This is a genomic window from Chryseobacterium taiwanense (assembly GCF_000813825.1).
Lineage (GTDB): Bacteria > Bacteroidota > Bacteroidia > Flavobacteriales > Weeksellaceae > Chryseobacterium > Chryseobacterium taiwanense.
Window position 1 is genome coordinate 1 of the sequence record NZ_JWTA01000013.1, and the last position, 16615, is coordinate 16615.

Sequence of the window (16615 nt, forward strand, 5' to 3'; positions counted from 1 at the left end):
AAAAATAGTTGCAAGTTCAGTAATCTGGAGCCTGTAGAACTTAAGACATATTATTTGGATGGTTTTCAGTACTCTCAAAATATTAATTTTGGTTCAGTATCTCCACTTTTGCTACGTTTTATTCCAACCTCTGAAGGGTATTATGATTTTGTGAAAAATAAGTATATTTACAACTATACGGATCATTTGGGAAATGTGAGATTGAGTTATCTGCAAGGTGTATCTGCATTGGAAGTTCAGGAAGAGAATAACTATTATCCATTTGGTTTATTACATAATAATGGAGTAGCTGCACAGAATGCATATCAATACAAGTACAATGGAAAAGAACTCCAAGAGACTGGAATGTATGATTATGGTGCAAGATTTTATATGCCTGATATTGGTAGATGGGGTGTCGTAGATAATAAGGCTGAAAAATATTTTCCTTATTCAGGATATAACTATGCAATCAATAACCCAATAAAGTTTTTAGATCCTGATGGGAATGATATTATTATCTGGTATAAAGCTTCTAACGGAAAAATGCAGTCATATGATTATAAGTATGGAGCTACATACGATGGAAATAATAAATACATTATTGCTTTTCATAAAGCTGCAGATTATTTAATAAAAAATGGAGCAGGAGAAAATTTGAAAGCTTTAGATTCGAGAAAAGAGAAAGTAAAAGTTACCAATATGGGGTATACTGATAATGTTGGAGCTCAGTTTGATAACATAGATACAATTATATGGAATCCAATAAAAGGAATAGAATCTAAGAATACTGGAAAGAGACTTTCACCTGTTGCTGTTTTGGATCATGAGATGGATCATGCAGAAGATTATTTCAAAGATCCCGAAAAACATATGCTTAATGTACTAAAACCTACAGGAGATGGTTATCATAATGCTGAAGAGATGAGAGTTATTCAAGGTAGTGAGCAAAGAACTGCAAAGAAGCTTAAACTTACTAAAGGTAACGAGGTAACAAGAAATGATCATGAAGGAGATATAATAACAACAGTAGTGTAACATCAACCAGAAAACCTAATGAAATACAAGAAGTAGTATTAACTCCAAAAAAGAAAAAGTAATGAAAATATATAAATTCTTGATAGTATTAGTTTTTTTATTTTTTTACAACTGTCAAAAAAATATTTCAGAGATAAATTTTATAAATTTATATACTACGACAATAACTTCAGTTAAATGTGAAAATTTAAAAAAGGCTCCAAGTGTCAAAAATGTGATTTTATCAGATGAAGAAAATGATAAATTATTAAACAATTTTTCAAAATTAAAACCTGCGCCAAATGGTTTAAACATTGATGCTAGAGTATATGGTTCAATTTATGATGGTTCTAAAAAATTAGATTTTTGTTCTGGTATTGGAGTTATTGAAATAAATAATAAAAAATACTTAGTTGATAAATACTTACGAGATAATCTAATCACGCTAACACAAGGAAAAAGATAAATTAATAAAACCTTCATATTTCTATGAGGGTTTTTATCAATACAAGTACAATGGAAAAGAACTTCAAGAGACTGGGATGTATGATTACGGCGCACCGCACGTTTCTATATGCCAGATTTAGGTAGATGGGGTGTAGTAGATCCATTGGCAGAACAAACAAAAGATCCATATGGATATGTTTGGAATAATCCAATTAAATTTATTGACCCAGATGGAAGAAGTGGAAAAAGTATAGATGTTAGAAGTAATGGAGATGGAACCTATAAAGTTGTAGGAAGAAATCTAAATGACGGGGATAAGGGAATATATGTAGTAGATGAAAAAGGAAAAAGAACTGGAGAGAAAATTGGAGAATCTTTAACTATGTATTCCTTTTACAATGAAGACAAACAAGATGGAAAAGGACAAACAGGATGGAAAGGAACAATTGATACAAATTCTAATGAATCTGGTAGATTAATTCAAGGATTTATGGCAAAGGCAGATGATATCACTTTAGGTGATTATATGCCAAATGCTACCGATTGTAAAGACTATGACTTTAAAAGAAATGGAGACCCGAATAATAATGACCGAGAAAATCATCACAGAGGTTCTATTTTTGGTAAAAAATCTGATGGAACATTAGTTTTTGCTTCTGCAAGAGATGCTGGAAATTATAGTGCTGGTTATATTGCTGGATTAAAAGGACTTTCTTGGGAAGATGCTAGGTTTGGATTTGATGGATTAGAAATTAGCAAGTCCCTACTTAAAGGAAATATAGTTACAGGAGAAGGACGGCAAAGTACTCAGGCTCAGAAATTAGGCTATAATTTAGGTTGGGGTAAATATGCAAAAGAAAATCCATTTAAGGCTCAAATGAAAACAGCAATACAAAACGGATCTCGTTATGGTAAATAAATTAATTCTAAACAAAAAATATATTTTACTATTTATAGTTATTTTGTTTGGTTATTATCAGTTTGATTATAAGAGGTATTTTATTGAAAGCTCTGATGGCAAAAAGGTTTTTACAGTGTGGCAAAGAAAAACAAATAATTGCTATATTATTCTTGGAAAGTATTATTCTCCTTTTAAACCATCAAAAAATTATATTCAAACAAAGAATTATAGAAACTATATAGATATTATTTTCAATCCTTCGAATAGAAATTATGCTGATCTGTCAATTTATAATGATTTTGAAAAACATAATTTGAAATTAAATATTAGTATTTTTTCTAATAATGATTCTATGATGTATAAGTATGGTATACTAAAGAAGTATGATCCACCAAGAGGAATAAGAGTTGTTGCTGAGGATAAAGAAATACTAAAGAAAAAATATGATTACGTTTCTATAGATTTAAATCGTATTTATGGGATAAAAATAACAAGACCTTAAAAATAACCCAAAAACCGCTAGCTCCCACACGATTTTATTGTGTGGGAGATAATAAAAAAACTCGCGACATGCGAGATTTTTTTAGGTGATATTTCAGAGTTAGTGATAGAATCTTTATGGAAATTAAATCATTGATTTTTAATATCTATTAAAGAGGTAATCTTAAAACAAGGGTGGGGTATATACCTACTCTTGTTTATTTTTGAAACAAAACGGGCAATAGTTGGTTCGATATTTCCTGAAAATTAGAATTTGACGGAAAACATTATCGAACTACTCGAATTAACTCCATAGCACATCATATCTTTCAGATTAATAATGAGTTAGTAGATAACAAAAAAAAGGAGAAATAATCAAAATGATTATTTCTCCTTGAATGTAGACCCACAGGGATTCGAACCCCAGATGACTGAACCAAAATCAGTAGTGTTACCGCTACACCATGGGTCTGTATTTCTATTCCGCGAAATTATAGAAATTATTTCAAAAATAAAAATGATAAATGAAGATTAATGACCAGAAAGCAGATGGATAGGCTTTTAATTATTGATAGTCAAAGAATTATTTTTTAACATTTTTTTTGAAAAGTAAAAGAAATTAATAAAGTAGGACATTTCATATTACTAGGCTTCATCAATGACGTTTGTCACAAAGATTAAATAATAAAAACCTATCTTTGCAAAAAAAATTGGGCTCCAAAAGTTGGAGAAACCCATTAATAATTAAATTATTAAACATTTTTATGTCGAATATTGTTGCAATCGTTGGGCGTCCCAACGTAGGAAAATCCACGTTATTTAATCGTTTATTAGAAAGAAGAGAGGCTATTGTAGACTCTACTGCCGGTGTTACCAGAGACCGTCATTACGGAAAATCTGACTGGAACGGGGTAGACTTTACTGTTATTGATACTGGAGGTTACGATGTAAATAATGATGATGTTTTCCAAGGAGAGATTTCTAAGCAGGTTCAATTGGCGATTGATGAAGCTACATCTATCATTTTTATGTTAAATGTGGAAGAAGGTCTTACGGATACGGATTTCGAAATCCACGAAATGTTAAGAAGATCAAACAAACCAACTTACATTGTTATCAATAAAGTAGATTCTGCAAAAGAAGAAATTGATGCTACAGAATTTTACCAGTTAGGAATTGATAAATATTATACTATTTCTTCTGCAACAGGTTCTGGAACAGGTGAGATTTTAGATGATATTGTCAGAGATTTCCCGACTACAGATTATAAAGATCCTTTTGAAGGATTGCCAAAAATTACAATTGCGGGTCGTCCAAACGTAGGGAAATCTACCATGACGAATGCTTTACTTGATGTTGAGAGAAATATCGTTACAGATGTTGCAGGGACAACAAGAGATAGTATCCAGACACTTTATAATAAATTCGGACACGAATTTGTACTGGTAGATACTGCAGGAATGAGAAGAAAGTCTAAAGTAAATGAAGATTTGGAATTCTATTCTGTAATGCGTTCTATCCGTTCTATCGAATATTCTGATGTGGTGATCATCATGGTAGATGCAACACAAGGATGGGAGTCTCAGGATATGAATATCTTCGGATTGGCTCAGAAAAACAGAAAAGGAATTGTAATCTTGGTGAACAAGTGGGATTTGATCGAAGACAAGCAAACCAACACAATACGTGATTTCGAAAAATCAATTAAAGATAAAATCGGGCAATTCCAAGATATTCCAATTCTATTCGTTTCAGCGTTGACAAAACAGAGGATTCTAAAAGCTGTTGACATGGCAATGCAGGTTTACGAAGACCGTAAGAAGAAGATCAAGACTTCAAAATTAAATGAAGTGATGCTTCCGATTTTCGAAGCAACGCCACCACCGGCAAACAAAGGAAAATACATCAAGATCAAATATTGTGTACAGCTTCCGACGCCGTCACCACAATTTGTATTCTTCTGTAACTTGCCACAGTACGTAAAAGAACCATACAAGAGATTTACTGAAAATCAGTTGAGAAAAGAATTCGGATTTACCGGAGTTCCAATTGAAGTATATTTCAGACAGAAATAAATAATAAAACCCTTTTAGATTTTCTAAGAGGGTTTTTATTCTTAATTAAATTTTATAATTTAGATAAAAGCTTATCAAAATAATGAACACTATCATTTTATCAGAACAGTTTTCTTTAATTAATTCTTGGATCAACGAATTGAGGAATGTTGAAATTCAGCAAGACCGAATGAGATTCCGTAGAAATATGGAGAGAATTGGGGAAATTGCAGCTTTTGAAATCAGCAAAGGGTTAGAGCAAAAAGAAATTGAAATCCAGACTCCTTTAGATAAAATTAAAGTTAAAGAAATTGCAGTTCAGCCGGTTATTACAACCATTCTAAGAGCGGGAGTTCCTTTGTTTCAGGGGATTTTGAATTATTTTGACAGAGCAGATTGCGGTTTTGTAGCAGCATATAGAAAACATGACGCAAATGATTATTTTTCGATAAAACAGGATTATTTAACGTGCCCCAACATTGAAGGAAGACCGTTAATCGTTGGGGATCCCATGTTGGCAACCGGAGCTTCTTTAATTGAAGCAATCAAAGATTTGCTAACCAATGGAAATCCAAGTCAGCTTCATATTGTTGCTGCCATTGCTTCAAGACAGGGGGTTGAAACCATAGAGGAAGCATATCCCAATGCAAAAATATGGGTGGGAGCAATTGATGAACAATTGACATCAAAAGGCTACATCACACCAGGATTGGGAGATGCGGGAGATTTGAGCTACGGAGAAAAACTTCAGAGATAATTTTATTAAAGATTTAATACTCTGTGTTCATATTTAAGTGAAACGCCTTTGCGTTTTAAAAAAAAACTAAGACAGATTCCAAAAATCTTTAATCAGATTCAATAATAAATTTGGTCGTACTCTATCCATAGGATGCTTTGTATCTGGAAGTACGGCCAATTTTGCATTTGGAAGACTTCTGTATACTTTCATGCTTTCTTCAAATGTTACCATATTGTCTTGATCTCCAACCATAATTTGGACAGGGATATTGATGTTAGATAAATTGTTTTTCAAAGGCGGATTTTTACCTAAAGAAACCATCATATCTGCAATAGCAGGAAGTAATTGCTTCCATTTCGCACCATGCTGTTTCTCTAGTAATTCAGCATATTTCGGAACTTTTTCTGCAATCACATCAGGATTAAGCATTTTACTTTCTTTCAGAGCCTGTTCCTCTGTCCAGTCAAACTTTGTTCCCAATGTCATGATGGAATGTAGAGTTGAAGGATTTTCTAGCGCATAGCAAAGCGCAACATAACCTCCCATACTGTGTCCGAAAATTGAAACATTGTTCAGTTTTTCTTTCTCAATAAATTCTTTTAATTCCTGAGTGTACTTTTCAGTTGTGATCCCGTTTTCCCAAATTTCAGTATTCCCATGTCCTGAAAATAAAGGAGTGTGAATGGTAAAATATTTTGAAAGCTCTTCTTTAAAAGGTTCAAAAACCTCGTTGTGACCTAAAGCTCCGTGTAATAAAATAAGATTGGGCATTATCATTAGTTTGCCGGAAAATTATGAAAAAGATTTCAATAAATATAATTGAAACTTTATCATTCAAAAATCTTCAGATCGTCACTTCGAGTAGATTTTGAAAAAATTGTATCGAGAAGCTTTTGTTTATCATGTTATTATAAGTTTACACGAACGAAGGAAATGAAACCTCGAATCCCGTATCCCGTATCCCGAAACTCAAAACATCAAACATCAATCGCCATCACCAAAACGCTTATCTTATTATTGCCAGCTTTTAAAACTTCCCAGGCAATAGTCGATAAAGTATTTCCTGTAGTGAAAACATCATCGATCAGTAAAATATGTTTCCCTGAAATAGGTTGGGTAATCGAAAAAGTATTTTCTGTTTCCAAACGATGTTGTTTGTCTTTCAAAGCCTGCGCTTTTGAATAATGGTTTCTTTTAATTAAATCATGACTGAAAGGAATATTGTAAAACTCAGACAAGGTTTCAGTAAATAAGTGCAATTGATTGTAACCTCTTTCTTTCAGTTTTTTTGGATGTAAAGGAACGGAAACCAATACATCAGGTTTTTCATTTTTAAAATCTAATCGCTCACTTGTCCAGTCTGCAATAATTTTTCCAACTTTTTCCCGACTTTTATATTTCAATTCATGGACAATTTTCCTGCTTAAATTTTCTTTTTCGAACTGCATTAAAGCAAAAGCGTTCTCAACAGGAAAAAGTAATTTACATTTTTCTTTGATGTAATTGTTTTCAAGATAGCTGAAATGAGTAAACTTAATATGTTCAAAACAGAGATTGCAGACAAGTAAATTGCCGTCAATAATCTGATTGCAGTGTATGCAACGATTTGGAAATAAAATATCTAAAATCATTTGTGTGTTTTGAAACGCTAAAATATAAATTTTAGACAGAAAATTAAAAACAAAAAATCTATAAAATATCTTTCCTCAATCTTTCAATAGAATTCTTCATACTTAAATTGAAATATTCCTTTTCCAATCGAACTGGAGGAGCTTGCCTCACTTCGCAATCTGAAATACTGCACGATTCACAGGTGACTCCTACATTGATTGTCTTTAACGTTGAAGACTTGATGAAATTTATTTTTTTAATGGTTTGAGAATTCAGTAGAATCCCTAAACAGTAGCTTCTGTTACTTCCGTCAGAAAACGGATTTTTCTGGGACGTAGAAATAACCAGATAACTGAAACCCTGATCTTTGTAATGCGAAATCTGTGCATCGGTCAATGTTTCATTTTCCTTTAAAAGATGTAGGTTTTTTACCGCGATCCATCTTCTGCAGTAATGTTCGTTGGTGGCATTTGCGTGTGGTGCTTGTTGATGGTTTAAGTGTAATTCTTTTAAAATCTGAATTTTATCAGAATCTTTCTTTTTAACTAAGCATAAATAAAACAGATCCTTAATTCCCAATTCAGAAGAAAGAATATTTGTCAACCGATAATAAAATGTTTCAGGAGAATGGGTGAAATTTTCAATTAAATTTTCAAAATTTTTAGGTTTCCAGTCATTTTCTAAGAAAAATTCTGAAGTTTTTTCGAGGGTTTTTTCTTTTGAAATCAATAAAGCTCCTGCAAAATAGGAAGCATAAAAATTATTCAAAATTTCCTCAAAACTTCCAAAGTCGAGCCATGAATAGGTATTTGGACGATTTTTCAACTCCAGAACATTAAAACCAATCTCCTTCGCGAGAATAAAGGTTTTTTGATCCTGTTCTAATTTTCTGTTTAAAAGCAATAGTTTTTTCTCAGGAATAAATAAAGAACGAAGTTTGTCTAATGTTTGATAACGCTCAAAATCTTCAGATTGAATCCTGTAATTGAATTTCTCAGTCAAAATATTTTCTAAAATATCTGAGCGCAAATTTTTACTGATTTCCAATTGATTTTCTGTTGCAAAATCCACGACTTTTTCTTCAATCTCCGGGAAGTAATTATCATATAATTCCTGGAATGAACGCATGACGGCAAAGTAAAATCTTTCCTTTCCTAGATTATAATTCTGTGAGATTTCAATTAAAGCATTAATAAAAGCAGTTACTTTTTTCGGTGCATCACTAATGATGCTGATAAGATTGTTTTTATTAATTCCAAAAAGCTCCAGTGGAATTTCTTTGAAAAAATCTGACTGGAGAATTTCATTGAACGGAGCCAAACTTTTATCCAGTTTTGTAGAAACCAAATCATCAAAAGTACAGTTCAGTGCTTCTGAAAGCTGAATGATCTTATCGTGTTTTGGATATTTTTTTCCGTTCTCGATTTCATTAATATACGATTTTGATAATCCGGTTTTTGTGGCAAGATCCTGCAGAGACCAATTTTTCTTTTGTCTTTGCTGTTTTAGTTTCAGGCCGAAAACCGTTTTAATAAAGTCGCTGTCAGAATTCATAATTCAAATATAAGAGTTAGAAGCGATTTTTCGCATAATAATTTTAAAAATAAATTTAGCGAACGTTCGCTAATTGTGAAAATTTTTATTTATGTTTGTAAGGTCGAATCACAAAATCAATATGTTATGGAAACCAAAACTCAATTAAAAATACAGGCACAACAGCAGTTTGAAGAAATTTTTACCACTGATTTAATCGATTTTTTGGTGGAGCTTCATCAGAATTTTAATTCCAAAAGACTGGAGCTTTTAGAAGAAAGAAAAAAAACTCAGCAGGAATTTGATCAGGGAATTCTTCCGAAGTTTTTATCGGAAACTGAAGAAATCCGAAATGGAAACTGGAGTTGTGCTCCGCTTCCTGAAGATTTACTAGATAGGAGAGTGGAAATTACCGGACCTGTTGACCGAAAAATGATCATTAATGCTCTTAATTCCGAAGCTTCAACCTTCATGGCGGATTTTGAAGACAGTAATTCTCCAACCTGGAAAAACTGTATGGAAGGACAAATTAATCTTTCAGATGCTATCAATAGAAAAATTGATTTTACAAACGAGCAGGGAAAATCTTATGAGTTGAATGAAAAAACAAGTGTTTTGCTGATTCGACCGAGAGGACTGCATTTAAATGAAAAACATATTGAAATTAATGAAGAACAAACTTCAGCTTCGTTGATTGATTTCGGAATCTACTTTTTCAGGAATGCAAAGAACTTGTTGGAAAACGGAAGCGGACCTTATTTCTATCTTCCAAAACTAGAACACTACAAAGAAGCTCGTTGGTGGAATGAGGTTTTCATTTTTTCTCAAAATTATTTGGAAATTCCACAAGGAACCATTAAAGCAACGGTTTTAATTGAAACGATTACAGCTTCATTTCAGATCGATGAAATTTTATTTGAATTAAGAGAACATAGCTCTGGTTTGAATTGCGGACGTTGGGATTACATTTTTTCATTCATTAAAAAATTCAGAAACCTTCCCGGATTTATTGTTCCGGATAGAGATCAGGTAACAATGACTTCTCCTTTTATGAGTGCGTATTCAAAAAGAGTAATCGAAGTTTGTCATAAAAGAAATGTTCATGCGATTGGAGGAATGGCGGCACAAATACCGATTAAAAATGATTACGAAGCGAACAGTATTGCTTTCGGAAAAGTAAGAAGCGATAAAGAGCGGGAAGTGAAAAACGGACACGACGGAACTTGGGTGGCGCATCCTGCTTTGGTTTCTGTGGCAAAAAATATTTTCGATCAGTTTATGCCTTCTAAAAATCAGATTGATAAAAAGTTTGATTATCAGATTACGGAAGATGATCTGCTTGAAGTTCCCAAAGGAGAAATTACAGAAAAAGGAGTTCGTAAAAATATCAACGTCGGAATTCTTTATATCGAATCTTGGTTGATGGGAGTTGGCGCGGCAGCAATTTATAACTTAATGGAAGATGCGGCAACAGCGGAAATATCGAGAACTCAGGTGTGGCAATGGTTGAAAAATGAAGCGGTCTTAAGTGACGACAGAACCTTGACAAGAGAAATGGTACTTCAATGGGAATTCGAAGAACTGGAACGCATTGAAAAATATGTAGGTTCAGAACGATTTAAAAATGGAAAATTCAGTTTGGCAAAAGAACTTTTCAATGAATTGATCTTCTGTGAAAACTTTGCAGAATTTCTGACTCTGAAAGCGTATCCATTTATATAAGTTGTTAAGACGGAATATTTTCTACATCGTCACTTCGAGTAGATTTTGAAAAAATCGTATCGAGAAGTTTTTAATAAAGATACAAGTTCTCGATACAAAATTATTCTTCATTTCATTACAAATAATTCTTACTCGAACTGACGGAGTAGGCTAAGCCCCAAACCTCAAAATCATAAACTTTAAACCCAAAATAGTATGAAAACAAAACAAGAACAAATCCAAGAAATAGAAAAAGACTGGCTTGAAAATCCACGTTGGAAAGGTGTTAAAAGACCTTACAGGGCAGAAGAAGTGCTGAAACTTCGTGGTACTTATAAATTAGATTACACAATTGCGACAGAGATGTCAAAGAAATTCTGGAATAAATTGAATACTCAGGACTTTGTTGCCGGATTGGGAGCTTTAACCGGAAATCAGGCGGTGCAGGAAGTTGATGCTGGTTTGGAAGCTATTTATCTTTCAGGATGGCAGGTTGCTGCAGATGCCAATCTTTCAGGAGAAATGTATCCCGATCAATCGTTGTATCCGGCGAATTCTGTGCCTTCTGTGGTGAAAAAAATAAATAATGCTTTGATAAGAGCAGATCAGGTTCAGTCAGTAAATGGCGGTAGTGAAAAAGAATACTTAGTTCCGATCATTGCGGATGCGGAAGCTGGTTTTGGAGGGAATCTGAATGCTTATGAATTGATGAAACAAATGATTGAAACGGGAGCTGCTGCGGTGCATTTTGAAGATCAATTGTCTTCTGCGAAAAAATGTGGTCATTTGGGAGGAAAAGTCTTAGTTCCTACTCAGGAAGCGATCAATAAATTAATTTCAGCTCGTTTGGCAGCAGATGTTTTAGGAGTTCCGACTTTGATTATTGCAAGAACGGATGCTGATGCAGCAGATTTGTTAACTTCAGATATTGATGATAGAGATAAAAAGTTTGTAACAGGTGAAAGAACTTCCGAAGGATTTTACGTTGTAAAAAATGGAGTAGAGCAGGGAATCGACCGTGGTTTGTCTTATGCTCCGTATGCAGATTTGATCTGGATGGAAACTTCAAACCCCGATTTAGAACAGGCGAGAAAATTCGCAGAAGGAATTCATGCAAAGTTTCCGGATAAAATGCTGGCTTATAATTGTTCTCCATCATTTAACTGGGCGGCAAGATTAAGTGTTGATGAAATGCTGAATTTCAGAGAGGAATTGGCAAAAATGGGGTACAAGTTCCAATTTATCACATTGGCAGGCTTTCATGCATTGAATACGGCAATGTTTGAGCTGGCTTTAGCGTATAAAGAAAAAGGAATGGCAGGGTATTCCGAATTGCAGGAACGTGAATTTGCTTTACAAAAAAAAGGTTTCAGAGCTGTGAAGCATCAGTCTTTTGTAGGAACAGGATATTTCGATGAGGTTCAAAATATTGTAACCAATGGTTCTTCGGCAACAGTGGCGATGAAAGATTCTACAGAGACGGCGCAATTTCATTAAAAAGTTCCATTTTTAAATACATTTTATGATCAAGACCTTCTCGATTTTGGGAGGGTTTTGCTTTTTAAGTCCTATTTTTGAATAAATATTTGAAGAAGATGAGTTTGATTTTTGAAAAACAAATACAGGTTACGGAACAACATATTGATGGAAATAATCACGTAAACAATGTTCAGTATGTGCATTGGGTGGAAGAAATTGCCGGAGAGCACTGGGATTTTGTAAAACATAAAACCGAGTTTTCAGAATTTGTATGGATGCTTCTCGATCATCATATTCAATATAAAAAGCAAGTCTATCTCAATGATATAATCACAATAAAAACTTATCCGAAAGCGCCTGAAGGAATTCGTCAGCCGAGAAAAGTTGAATTTTACTGCAACGATCAATTGGTGGTGGATTCAAGTACACTTTGGGTGTTGGTGGATGTTGCAACCCAAAGAATTAAAAGATTAGAAAGTGATTGGTTGGATACACTATGATTTATAAGTAAATATGATTATTTTCGTGCCTCAATAAAAACTCCATGGAAATAAAAAACACAGAAGATCAGTTTGCTGAATTTGAAAAATATGATGTTCTTTCGGATCAGGATATCTTTACAAAGATTTGGGCGGAACCAAGACGGATTTTTACATTTATTGATCAGGCAAAATACGAGAAGTATTTGTATGTTTTAATGTTTCTCGCAGGTGTATCAAGTGCCTTTGATCGTGCTACCTCAAAAAATATGGGAGAAAATAACTCTCTTTTTATGGTTATTTTTCTTTGTGTGGTTATGGGTGGTCTTTTAGGTTGGATTTCCTATTATATATATGCTGCATTGCTGAGTTGGACAGGAAAATGGTTAGACGGTTCGGGGGATACGTCATCAATTTTCAGAATGATCGCGTATGCAACAATTCCCTCTGTTGTTTCTTTAATTTTTCTCATTCCGCAAGTTGCTGTTTACGGAGGTGATCTCTTTAAAGATGTTGACTATACCTCCGAAGGTATTTTAGTGAATGTTGTTTTTTGGGTTTCTGCATTTTGCGAAGTCGGTTTGTCGATTGTAACGTTAATTTATACAGTCATAGGCCTTTCTGTGGTACAAAAATTTTCTATCGGAAAAGCAATCGCAAATCTCTTGTTACCCATTGCAGTTATCGCTTTACCCATTCTTTTAATCATTTCGATATTCTCTGTATTTTAATTTAGCTGAAGATTAAAGTCAAAATAAGGTCATTCTTTTAAACATTGAATTTCCTTATCTTTGCATCATGATACGTATTACAAAAATTTTTACATTCGAAACAGCGCACGTGCTGTATAACTATGATGGAAAATGTAAAAATATGCATGGGCATTCCTATAAGCTTTTCGTAACAGTGAAAGGGAAACCTATTAATGATTTGGAGAATCCTAAAAATGGGATGGTGGTAGATTTTGGTGAGATTAAAACGATCGTAAAATCAGAAATTGTAGATGTTTGGGATCATGCGGTGATGATCAATGGGCTTTCTCCTCATAAAGAATTAGGTGAAAGTTTAGAAAATCAAGGGCATAAAGTGATTTATTGTACTTTTCAGCCAACTTGCGAAAATATGTTATACGCCATCGCTTCAAAAATAAAGTCGAGACTTCCGGAAGGGATTTCTTTGGCTTATCTTAAACTTCACGAAACGGAAAACTCTTACGGAGAGTGGTTTGCAGAAGATAATCAGTAATTTAAAACTCAGAAGGTGTTAAAAACGATCATCAATTTAGAACCTGGAAAAAAAGTATATTTTGCTTCAGATCAGCATTTTGGTGCGCCTAATCCTAAGGAAAGCAAAGTGCGTGAAGAGCGATTTATCCGTTGGATGGATGAAATAAAACAGGATGCACAGGTTTTGTTTTTGATGGGAGATCTCTTTGATTTCTGGCATGAATGGAAACACGTAATTCCGAAAGGATATGTACGTGTTTTAGGAAAAATTGCTGAGTTAAAAGACCGTGGAATTCATATTTATTTCTTTGTGGGTAATCATGATTTGTGGATGAAAGATTATCTGGAAGAAGAGATCGGCTGTACGGTTTTTTATAAAAAACAATATTTCGAAATGGGCGGAAAGCAGTTTCTTTTAGCTCATGGAGACGGTTTGGGACCCGGAGATAAAGGGTATAAAAGAATGAAAAAAGTCTTTACCAATCCTGTTGCTCAATGGTTTTTTAAATGGCTTCATCCGGATATTGCCATGAAAATAGCATTGTATATGTCACAGAAAAACAAAATGATTTCTGGTGATGAAGACAAAGAATTTCTAGGAGAGGAGAAAGAATTTTTGATTATCTATTCTAAAAAGAAACTCGAAACCGAAAATATAGATTACTTTATTTATGGACATCGTCACCTTCCTATGGTCTTAGATTTACAGGGAAAAGCAAAATATATCAATTTGGGAGACTGGATTTCGTATTTTACATATGGTGTCTTTGAACATGATTTTGAATTGAAAACATTTGAGGATAGCACAAAAAAAATTACCCCATACTGAGGTAATCTTCGGGATGAAAATTAATTCATTCCTGTTTTTAATCCATATTCCATGTGGATAATAGCAATAATTTTACCAAAATTTACTTTCAATATTAAGAAATAATTAAAATTTTTCATTTTTGAATATAAGTATCTCATTTTGAGTTAATAATAAATTTTAAAGAATTGAACACGATATTTGACATACAGACAGAACAGGACTTTTTGGCTGAATCATTAAGAGTTTTCCGTTATCAATATGAGAATATTGAAGTATATAGAAATTTTGTCAGCTATCTCAATATAAAACATGATGAGGTGACAAAGCTGGAGGATATTCCATTTTTGCCTATTGAAATGTTTAAAAATCATTCGGTTATTGATAAAAATGTGACCACCGATCTTTTCTTTCAAAGCTCAGGAACGACTCAGATGAATCTGTCAAAACATTTCATTGCTGACGAAAATATATACCAGGAAAGTATTTATAAAAGCTTCGAACAGTTTATCGGAAAACCGGAAGACTTTATATTTTTAGGATTGCTGCCAAGTTATCTTGAAAGACAAAATTCATCATTGATTTATATGGTAGATTATTTAATGAAAAAATCTGCCAAGCCCGAAAATGGATATTTCCTGTATAATCATTCCGATTTATTTGAATTATTGAATACCATAAAAGATCAAAAAGTGATTCTTTTTGGGGTTTCCTTTGCTTTATTAGATTTCCTTGATTATTGTCATTCCGAGCGAAGCGAGGAATCTCTAAACTTTCTTGAAAATTTGATCGTGATAGAAACCGGTGGAATGAAAGGTAGAAAAGAAGAAATGACAAAAAATGAACTGCTTGAAATTTTGAAAAACGGTTTTAAAACAGATCAGATCTATTCAGAATATTCTATGACCGAGCTTCTTTCTCAGGCATATTCCTTAGGGAATAATGAATATGATTGTCCGAACTGGATGAAGATCATGATTAGAAATACAGAAGATCCTTTTGCTTACGAGAAAGAAGGGAGAACTGGGGCTATTAATATTATAGATTTAGCCAATATTCATTCATGCTCATTCATTGCAACTCAGGATTTAGGTAAAATAATCGGAGACAAGTTTCAGGTGTTGGGAAGAATTGATCATTCGGATATTAGAGGGTGTAGCCTTCTTGTTTCTTAAAAAATAGTATATAAAAAATAAAAAGTCCTGTCAGTAAATAACAGGACTTTTTTTTATTATGTATTGATTAATTGCTGTTTAGTGAGCAAGTTCTTCCTCCTTATTGTTCTGAAGCAAGAATTTATAAATCAATCCTCCAGCGATACCTCCTAAAATAGGTGCAACCCAGAATAACCAGAGTTGAGAGATTGCATTTCCTCCTACAAAAACAGCCTGAGAAAGTGATCTTGCGGGGTTTACAGAAGTATTGGTAATAGGAATTGAAATCAGGTGAATCAAAGTCAATGCTAAACCAATAGCAATACCTGCGAATTTTCCGTTGGCATATTTATCTGTTGCCCCCATGATAATGATAAGGAAAAATGCTGTTAAGATAAATTCTGCAAGGAAAGCCGCTCCCATAGAATAGCCTTTTCCAAAATAGACGGCATCGCCATAGAAATTGGTGGCGAAAGCTCCGGGAGCTGAAAAATCAGGCGTTCCCGAACCGCTTAAAATAGTGTAGAGTGCTCCTGCTGCAACTATGGCGCCCAAACATTGTGCGACAACATAAGAAATAAGATCTTTTGCGGGAAATCTTCCCCCTGCTAAAAGACCGAATGATACAGCGGGATTAAAATGTCCTCCGGAAATGTGTCCGACAGCGTAAGCCATAGTCAGTACAGTAAGTCCGAATGCTAAAGCAACTCCTACGAGAAGGATGCCTATTTGACCTGTAGATGCAGGAGCGATTTGTGAAGAAAAAATTGCACTTCCACAACCTCCGAAAACAAGCCAGAATGTGCCGAAAAATTCAGCAAAAAGTTTTTTTATCATATGTTAATTTTGTAATTTATCTCAAATTTATAATTAAAATCTTAAATTTTAATATAATTTTTAAAAATATTTATAGAGAATCTGAAATAATATTTTTAATTTAATAAAAGCATTGAGTGTTGCCTGAACAGAGCAGTATTGCACGGAATTTGAATGCTATAAAATAAATG

The 16615-nt window shown here is 33.6% G+C and carries 17 protein-coding genes and 1 tRNA gene; 13 read left to right on the top strand and 5 right to left on the bottom strand.

What is annotated here, in order from left to right; all coding sequences use genetic code 11:
- The 4 genes from RM51_RS13625 to RM51_RS13640 all read left to right on the top strand — a co-directional run.
- On the top strand, positions 1 to 1017 hold a 1017-nt coding region (locus RM51_RS13625), incomplete at its 5' end, for an RHS repeat-associated core domain-containing protein (protein ID WP_039370622.1).
- 61 nt (positions 1018 to 1078) lie between these two features.
- Positions 1079 to 1462 carry a hypothetical protein gene (locus RM51_RS13630; RefSeq protein ID WP_039370626.1) on the top strand — a complete coding sequence of 128 codons (384 nt, stop codon included), beginning with the start codon at positions 1079 to 1081 and terminating at the stop codon, positions 1460 to 1462.
- 108 nt (positions 1463 to 1570) lie between these two features.
- Positions 1571 to 2362, top strand: coding sequence for an RHS repeat-associated core domain-containing protein (locus RM51_RS19695; protein WP_039370629.1), 792 nt, complete (start codon positions 1571 to 1573; stop codon positions 2360 to 2362).
- Entirely contained in the window at positions 2352 to 2846 is a 495-nt protein-coding gene (locus tag RM51_RS13640; protein WP_039370632.1) for a hypothetical protein, read from the top strand. Before RM51_RS19695 ends, RM51_RS13640 begins: the two co-directional genes overlap by 11 nt.
- Positions 2847 to 3225: 379 nt before the next feature.
- Here RM51_RS13640 and RM51_RS13645 read toward each other — a convergent pair.
- Positions 3226 to 3296: transfer RNA gene (locus tag RM51_RS13645), tRNA-Gln, on the bottom strand.
- A gap of 292 nt (positions 3297 to 3588) precedes the next feature.
- On the opposite strand from RM51_RS13645, the gene der reads away from it, so the two are divergent.
- Together der and upp are read left to right on the top strand one after the other, a co-directional pair.
- Entirely contained in the window at positions 3589 to 4899 is a 1311-nt protein-coding gene (gene der / locus RM51_RS13650) for a ribosome biogenesis GTPase Der (RefSeq protein WP_039370691.1), read from the top strand.
- Between the two features lie 82 nt (positions 4900 to 4981).
- Positions 4982 to 5635, top strand: a complete 654-nt coding sequence (upp, locus tag RM51_RS13655) for a uracil phosphoribosyltransferase (RefSeq protein ID WP_039370635.1) — start codon at positions 4982 to 4984, stop codon at positions 5633 to 5635.
- A gap of 66 nt (positions 5636 to 5701) precedes the next feature.
- Here upp and RM51_RS13660 read toward each other — a convergent pair whose 3' ends face one another.
- From RM51_RS13660 to RM51_RS13670, 3 genes are all read right to left on the bottom strand, one after another.
- Positions 5702 to 6388, bottom strand: coding sequence for an alpha/beta fold hydrolase (locus RM51_RS13660; RefSeq protein ID WP_039370638.1), 687 nt, complete (start codon positions 6386 to 6388; stop codon positions 5702 to 5704).
- A 206-nt stretch (positions 6389 to 6594) separates the two neighbouring features.
- The gene (locus tag RM51_RS13665; protein ID WP_039370641.1) at positions 6595 to 7248 is read right to left on the bottom strand and encodes a ComF family protein; all 654 of its coding nucleotides are present in this window, start codon (positions 7246 to 7248) and stop codon (positions 6595 to 6597) included.
- Between the two features lie 58 nt (positions 7249 to 7306).
- Positions 7307 to 8782 (bottom strand): helix-turn-helix domain-containing protein, encoded by a 1476-nt coding sequence (locus tag RM51_RS13670; protein ID WP_039370643.1) that lies wholly within the window; start codon positions 8780 to 8782, stop codon positions 7307 to 7309.
- A 126-nt stretch (positions 8783 to 8908) separates the two neighbouring features.
- On the opposite strand from RM51_RS13670, the gene aceB reads away from it, so the two are divergent.
- From aceB to RM51_RS13705, 7 genes are all read left to right on the top strand, one after another.
- On the top strand, positions 8909 to 10483 hold the full coding sequence (gene aceB / locus RM51_RS13675) for a malate synthase A (RefSeq protein WP_039370647.1): 1575 nt from the start codon (positions 8909 to 8911) through the stop codon (positions 10481 to 10483).
- 195 nt (positions 10484 to 10678) lie between these two features.
- A complete protein-coding gene (aceA, locus tag RM51_RS13680; protein ID WP_039370650.1) occupies positions 10679 to 11959 on the top strand; it encodes an isocitrate lyase in 1281 nt (426 codons plus the stop codon).
- Positions 11960 to 12057: 98 nt separating this feature from the next.
- Positions 12058 to 12441: an acyl-CoA thioesterase gene (locus tag RM51_RS13685; RefSeq protein WP_039370654.1), complete on the top strand. Its 384-nt coding sequence runs from the start codon at positions 12058 to 12060 to the stop codon at positions 12439 to 12441.
- A gap of 44 nt (positions 12442 to 12485) precedes the next feature.
- Positions 12486 to 13151: a Yip1 family protein gene (locus RM51_RS13690; protein WP_039370657.1), complete on the top strand. Its 666-nt coding sequence runs from the start codon at positions 12486 to 12488 to the stop codon at positions 13149 to 13151.
- Positions 13152 to 13218: 67 nt separating this feature from the next.
- Positions 13219 to 13665 (top strand): 6-pyruvoyl trahydropterin synthase family protein, encoded by a 447-nt coding sequence (locus tag RM51_RS13695; protein ID WP_039370660.1) that lies wholly within the window; start codon positions 13219 to 13221, stop codon positions 13663 to 13665.
- 15 nt (positions 13666 to 13680) lie between these two features.
- Positions 13681 to 14475 carry a UDP-2,3-diacylglucosamine diphosphatase gene (locus RM51_RS13700; RefSeq protein WP_084111135.1) on the top strand — a complete coding sequence of 265 codons (795 nt, stop codon included), beginning with the start codon at positions 13681 to 13683 and terminating at the stop codon, positions 14473 to 14475.
- A 167-nt stretch (positions 14476 to 14642) separates the two neighbouring features.
- A complete protein-coding gene (locus RM51_RS13705; RefSeq protein WP_039370663.1) occupies positions 14643 to 15629 on the top strand; it encodes a long-chain-fatty-acid--protein ligase in 987 nt (328 codons plus the stop codon).
- Positions 15630 to 15707: 78 nt separating this feature from the next.
- Here RM51_RS13705 and aqpZ read toward each other — a convergent pair whose 3' ends face one another.
- The gene (gene aqpZ / locus RM51_RS13710; protein ID WP_039370695.1) at positions 15708 to 16442 is read right to left on the bottom strand and encodes an aquaporin Z; all 735 of its coding nucleotides are present in this window, start codon (positions 16440 to 16442) and stop codon (positions 15708 to 15710) included.
- Positions 16443 to 16615: the final 173 nt, after the last annotated feature.

What these genes read in the sequence shown, in the direction of transcription:
- RM51_RS13630 (WP_039370626.1), top strand. Translation starts at nt 1,079, where the DNA reads ATGAAAATATATAAATTCTTGATAGTATTAGTTTTTTTATTTTTTTAC.
- RM51_RS19695 (WP_039370629.1), top strand. Translation starts at nt 1,571, where the DNA reads ATGCCAGATTTAGGTAGATGGGGTGTAGTAGATCCATTGGCAGAACAA.
- RM51_RS13640 (WP_039370632.1), top strand. Translation starts at nt 2,352, where the DNA reads ATGGTAAATAAATTAATTCTAAACAAAAAATATATTTTACTATTTATA.
- der (WP_039370691.1), top strand. Translation starts at nt 3,589, where the DNA reads ATGTCGAATATTGTTGCAATCGTTGGGCGTCCCAACGTAGGAAAATCC.
- upp (WP_039370635.1), top strand. Translation starts at nt 4,982, where the DNA reads ATGAACACTATCATTTTATCAGAACAGTTTTCTTTAATTAATTCTTGG.
- RM51_RS13660 (WP_039370638.1), bottom strand. Translation starts at nt 6,388, where the DNA reads ATGCCCAATCTTATTTTATTACACGGAGCTTTAGGTCACAACGAGGTT.
- RM51_RS13665 (WP_039370641.1), bottom strand. Translation starts at nt 7,248, where the DNA reads ATGATTTTAGATATTTTATTTCCAAATCGTTGCATACACTGCAATCAG.
- RM51_RS13670 (WP_039370643.1), bottom strand. Translation starts at nt 8,782, where the DNA reads ATGAATTCTGACAGCGACTTTATTAAAACGGTTTTCGGCCTGAAACTA.
- aceB (WP_039370647.1), top strand. Translation starts at nt 8,909, where the DNA reads ATGGAAACCAAAACTCAATTAAAAATACAGGCACAACAGCAGTTTGAA.
- aceA (WP_039370650.1), top strand. Translation starts at nt 10,679, where the DNA reads ATGAAAACAAAACAAGAACAAATCCAAGAAATAGAAAAAGACTGGCTT.
- RM51_RS13685 (WP_039370654.1), top strand. Translation starts at nt 12,058, where the DNA reads ATGAGTTTGATTTTTGAAAAACAAATACAGGTTACGGAACAACATATT.
- RM51_RS13690 (WP_039370657.1), top strand. Translation starts at nt 12,486, where the DNA reads ATGGAAATAAAAAACACAGAAGATCAGTTTGCTGAATTTGAAAAATAT.
- RM51_RS13695 (WP_039370660.1), top strand. Translation starts at nt 13,219, where the DNA reads ATGATACGTATTACAAAAATTTTTACATTCGAAACAGCGCACGTGCTG.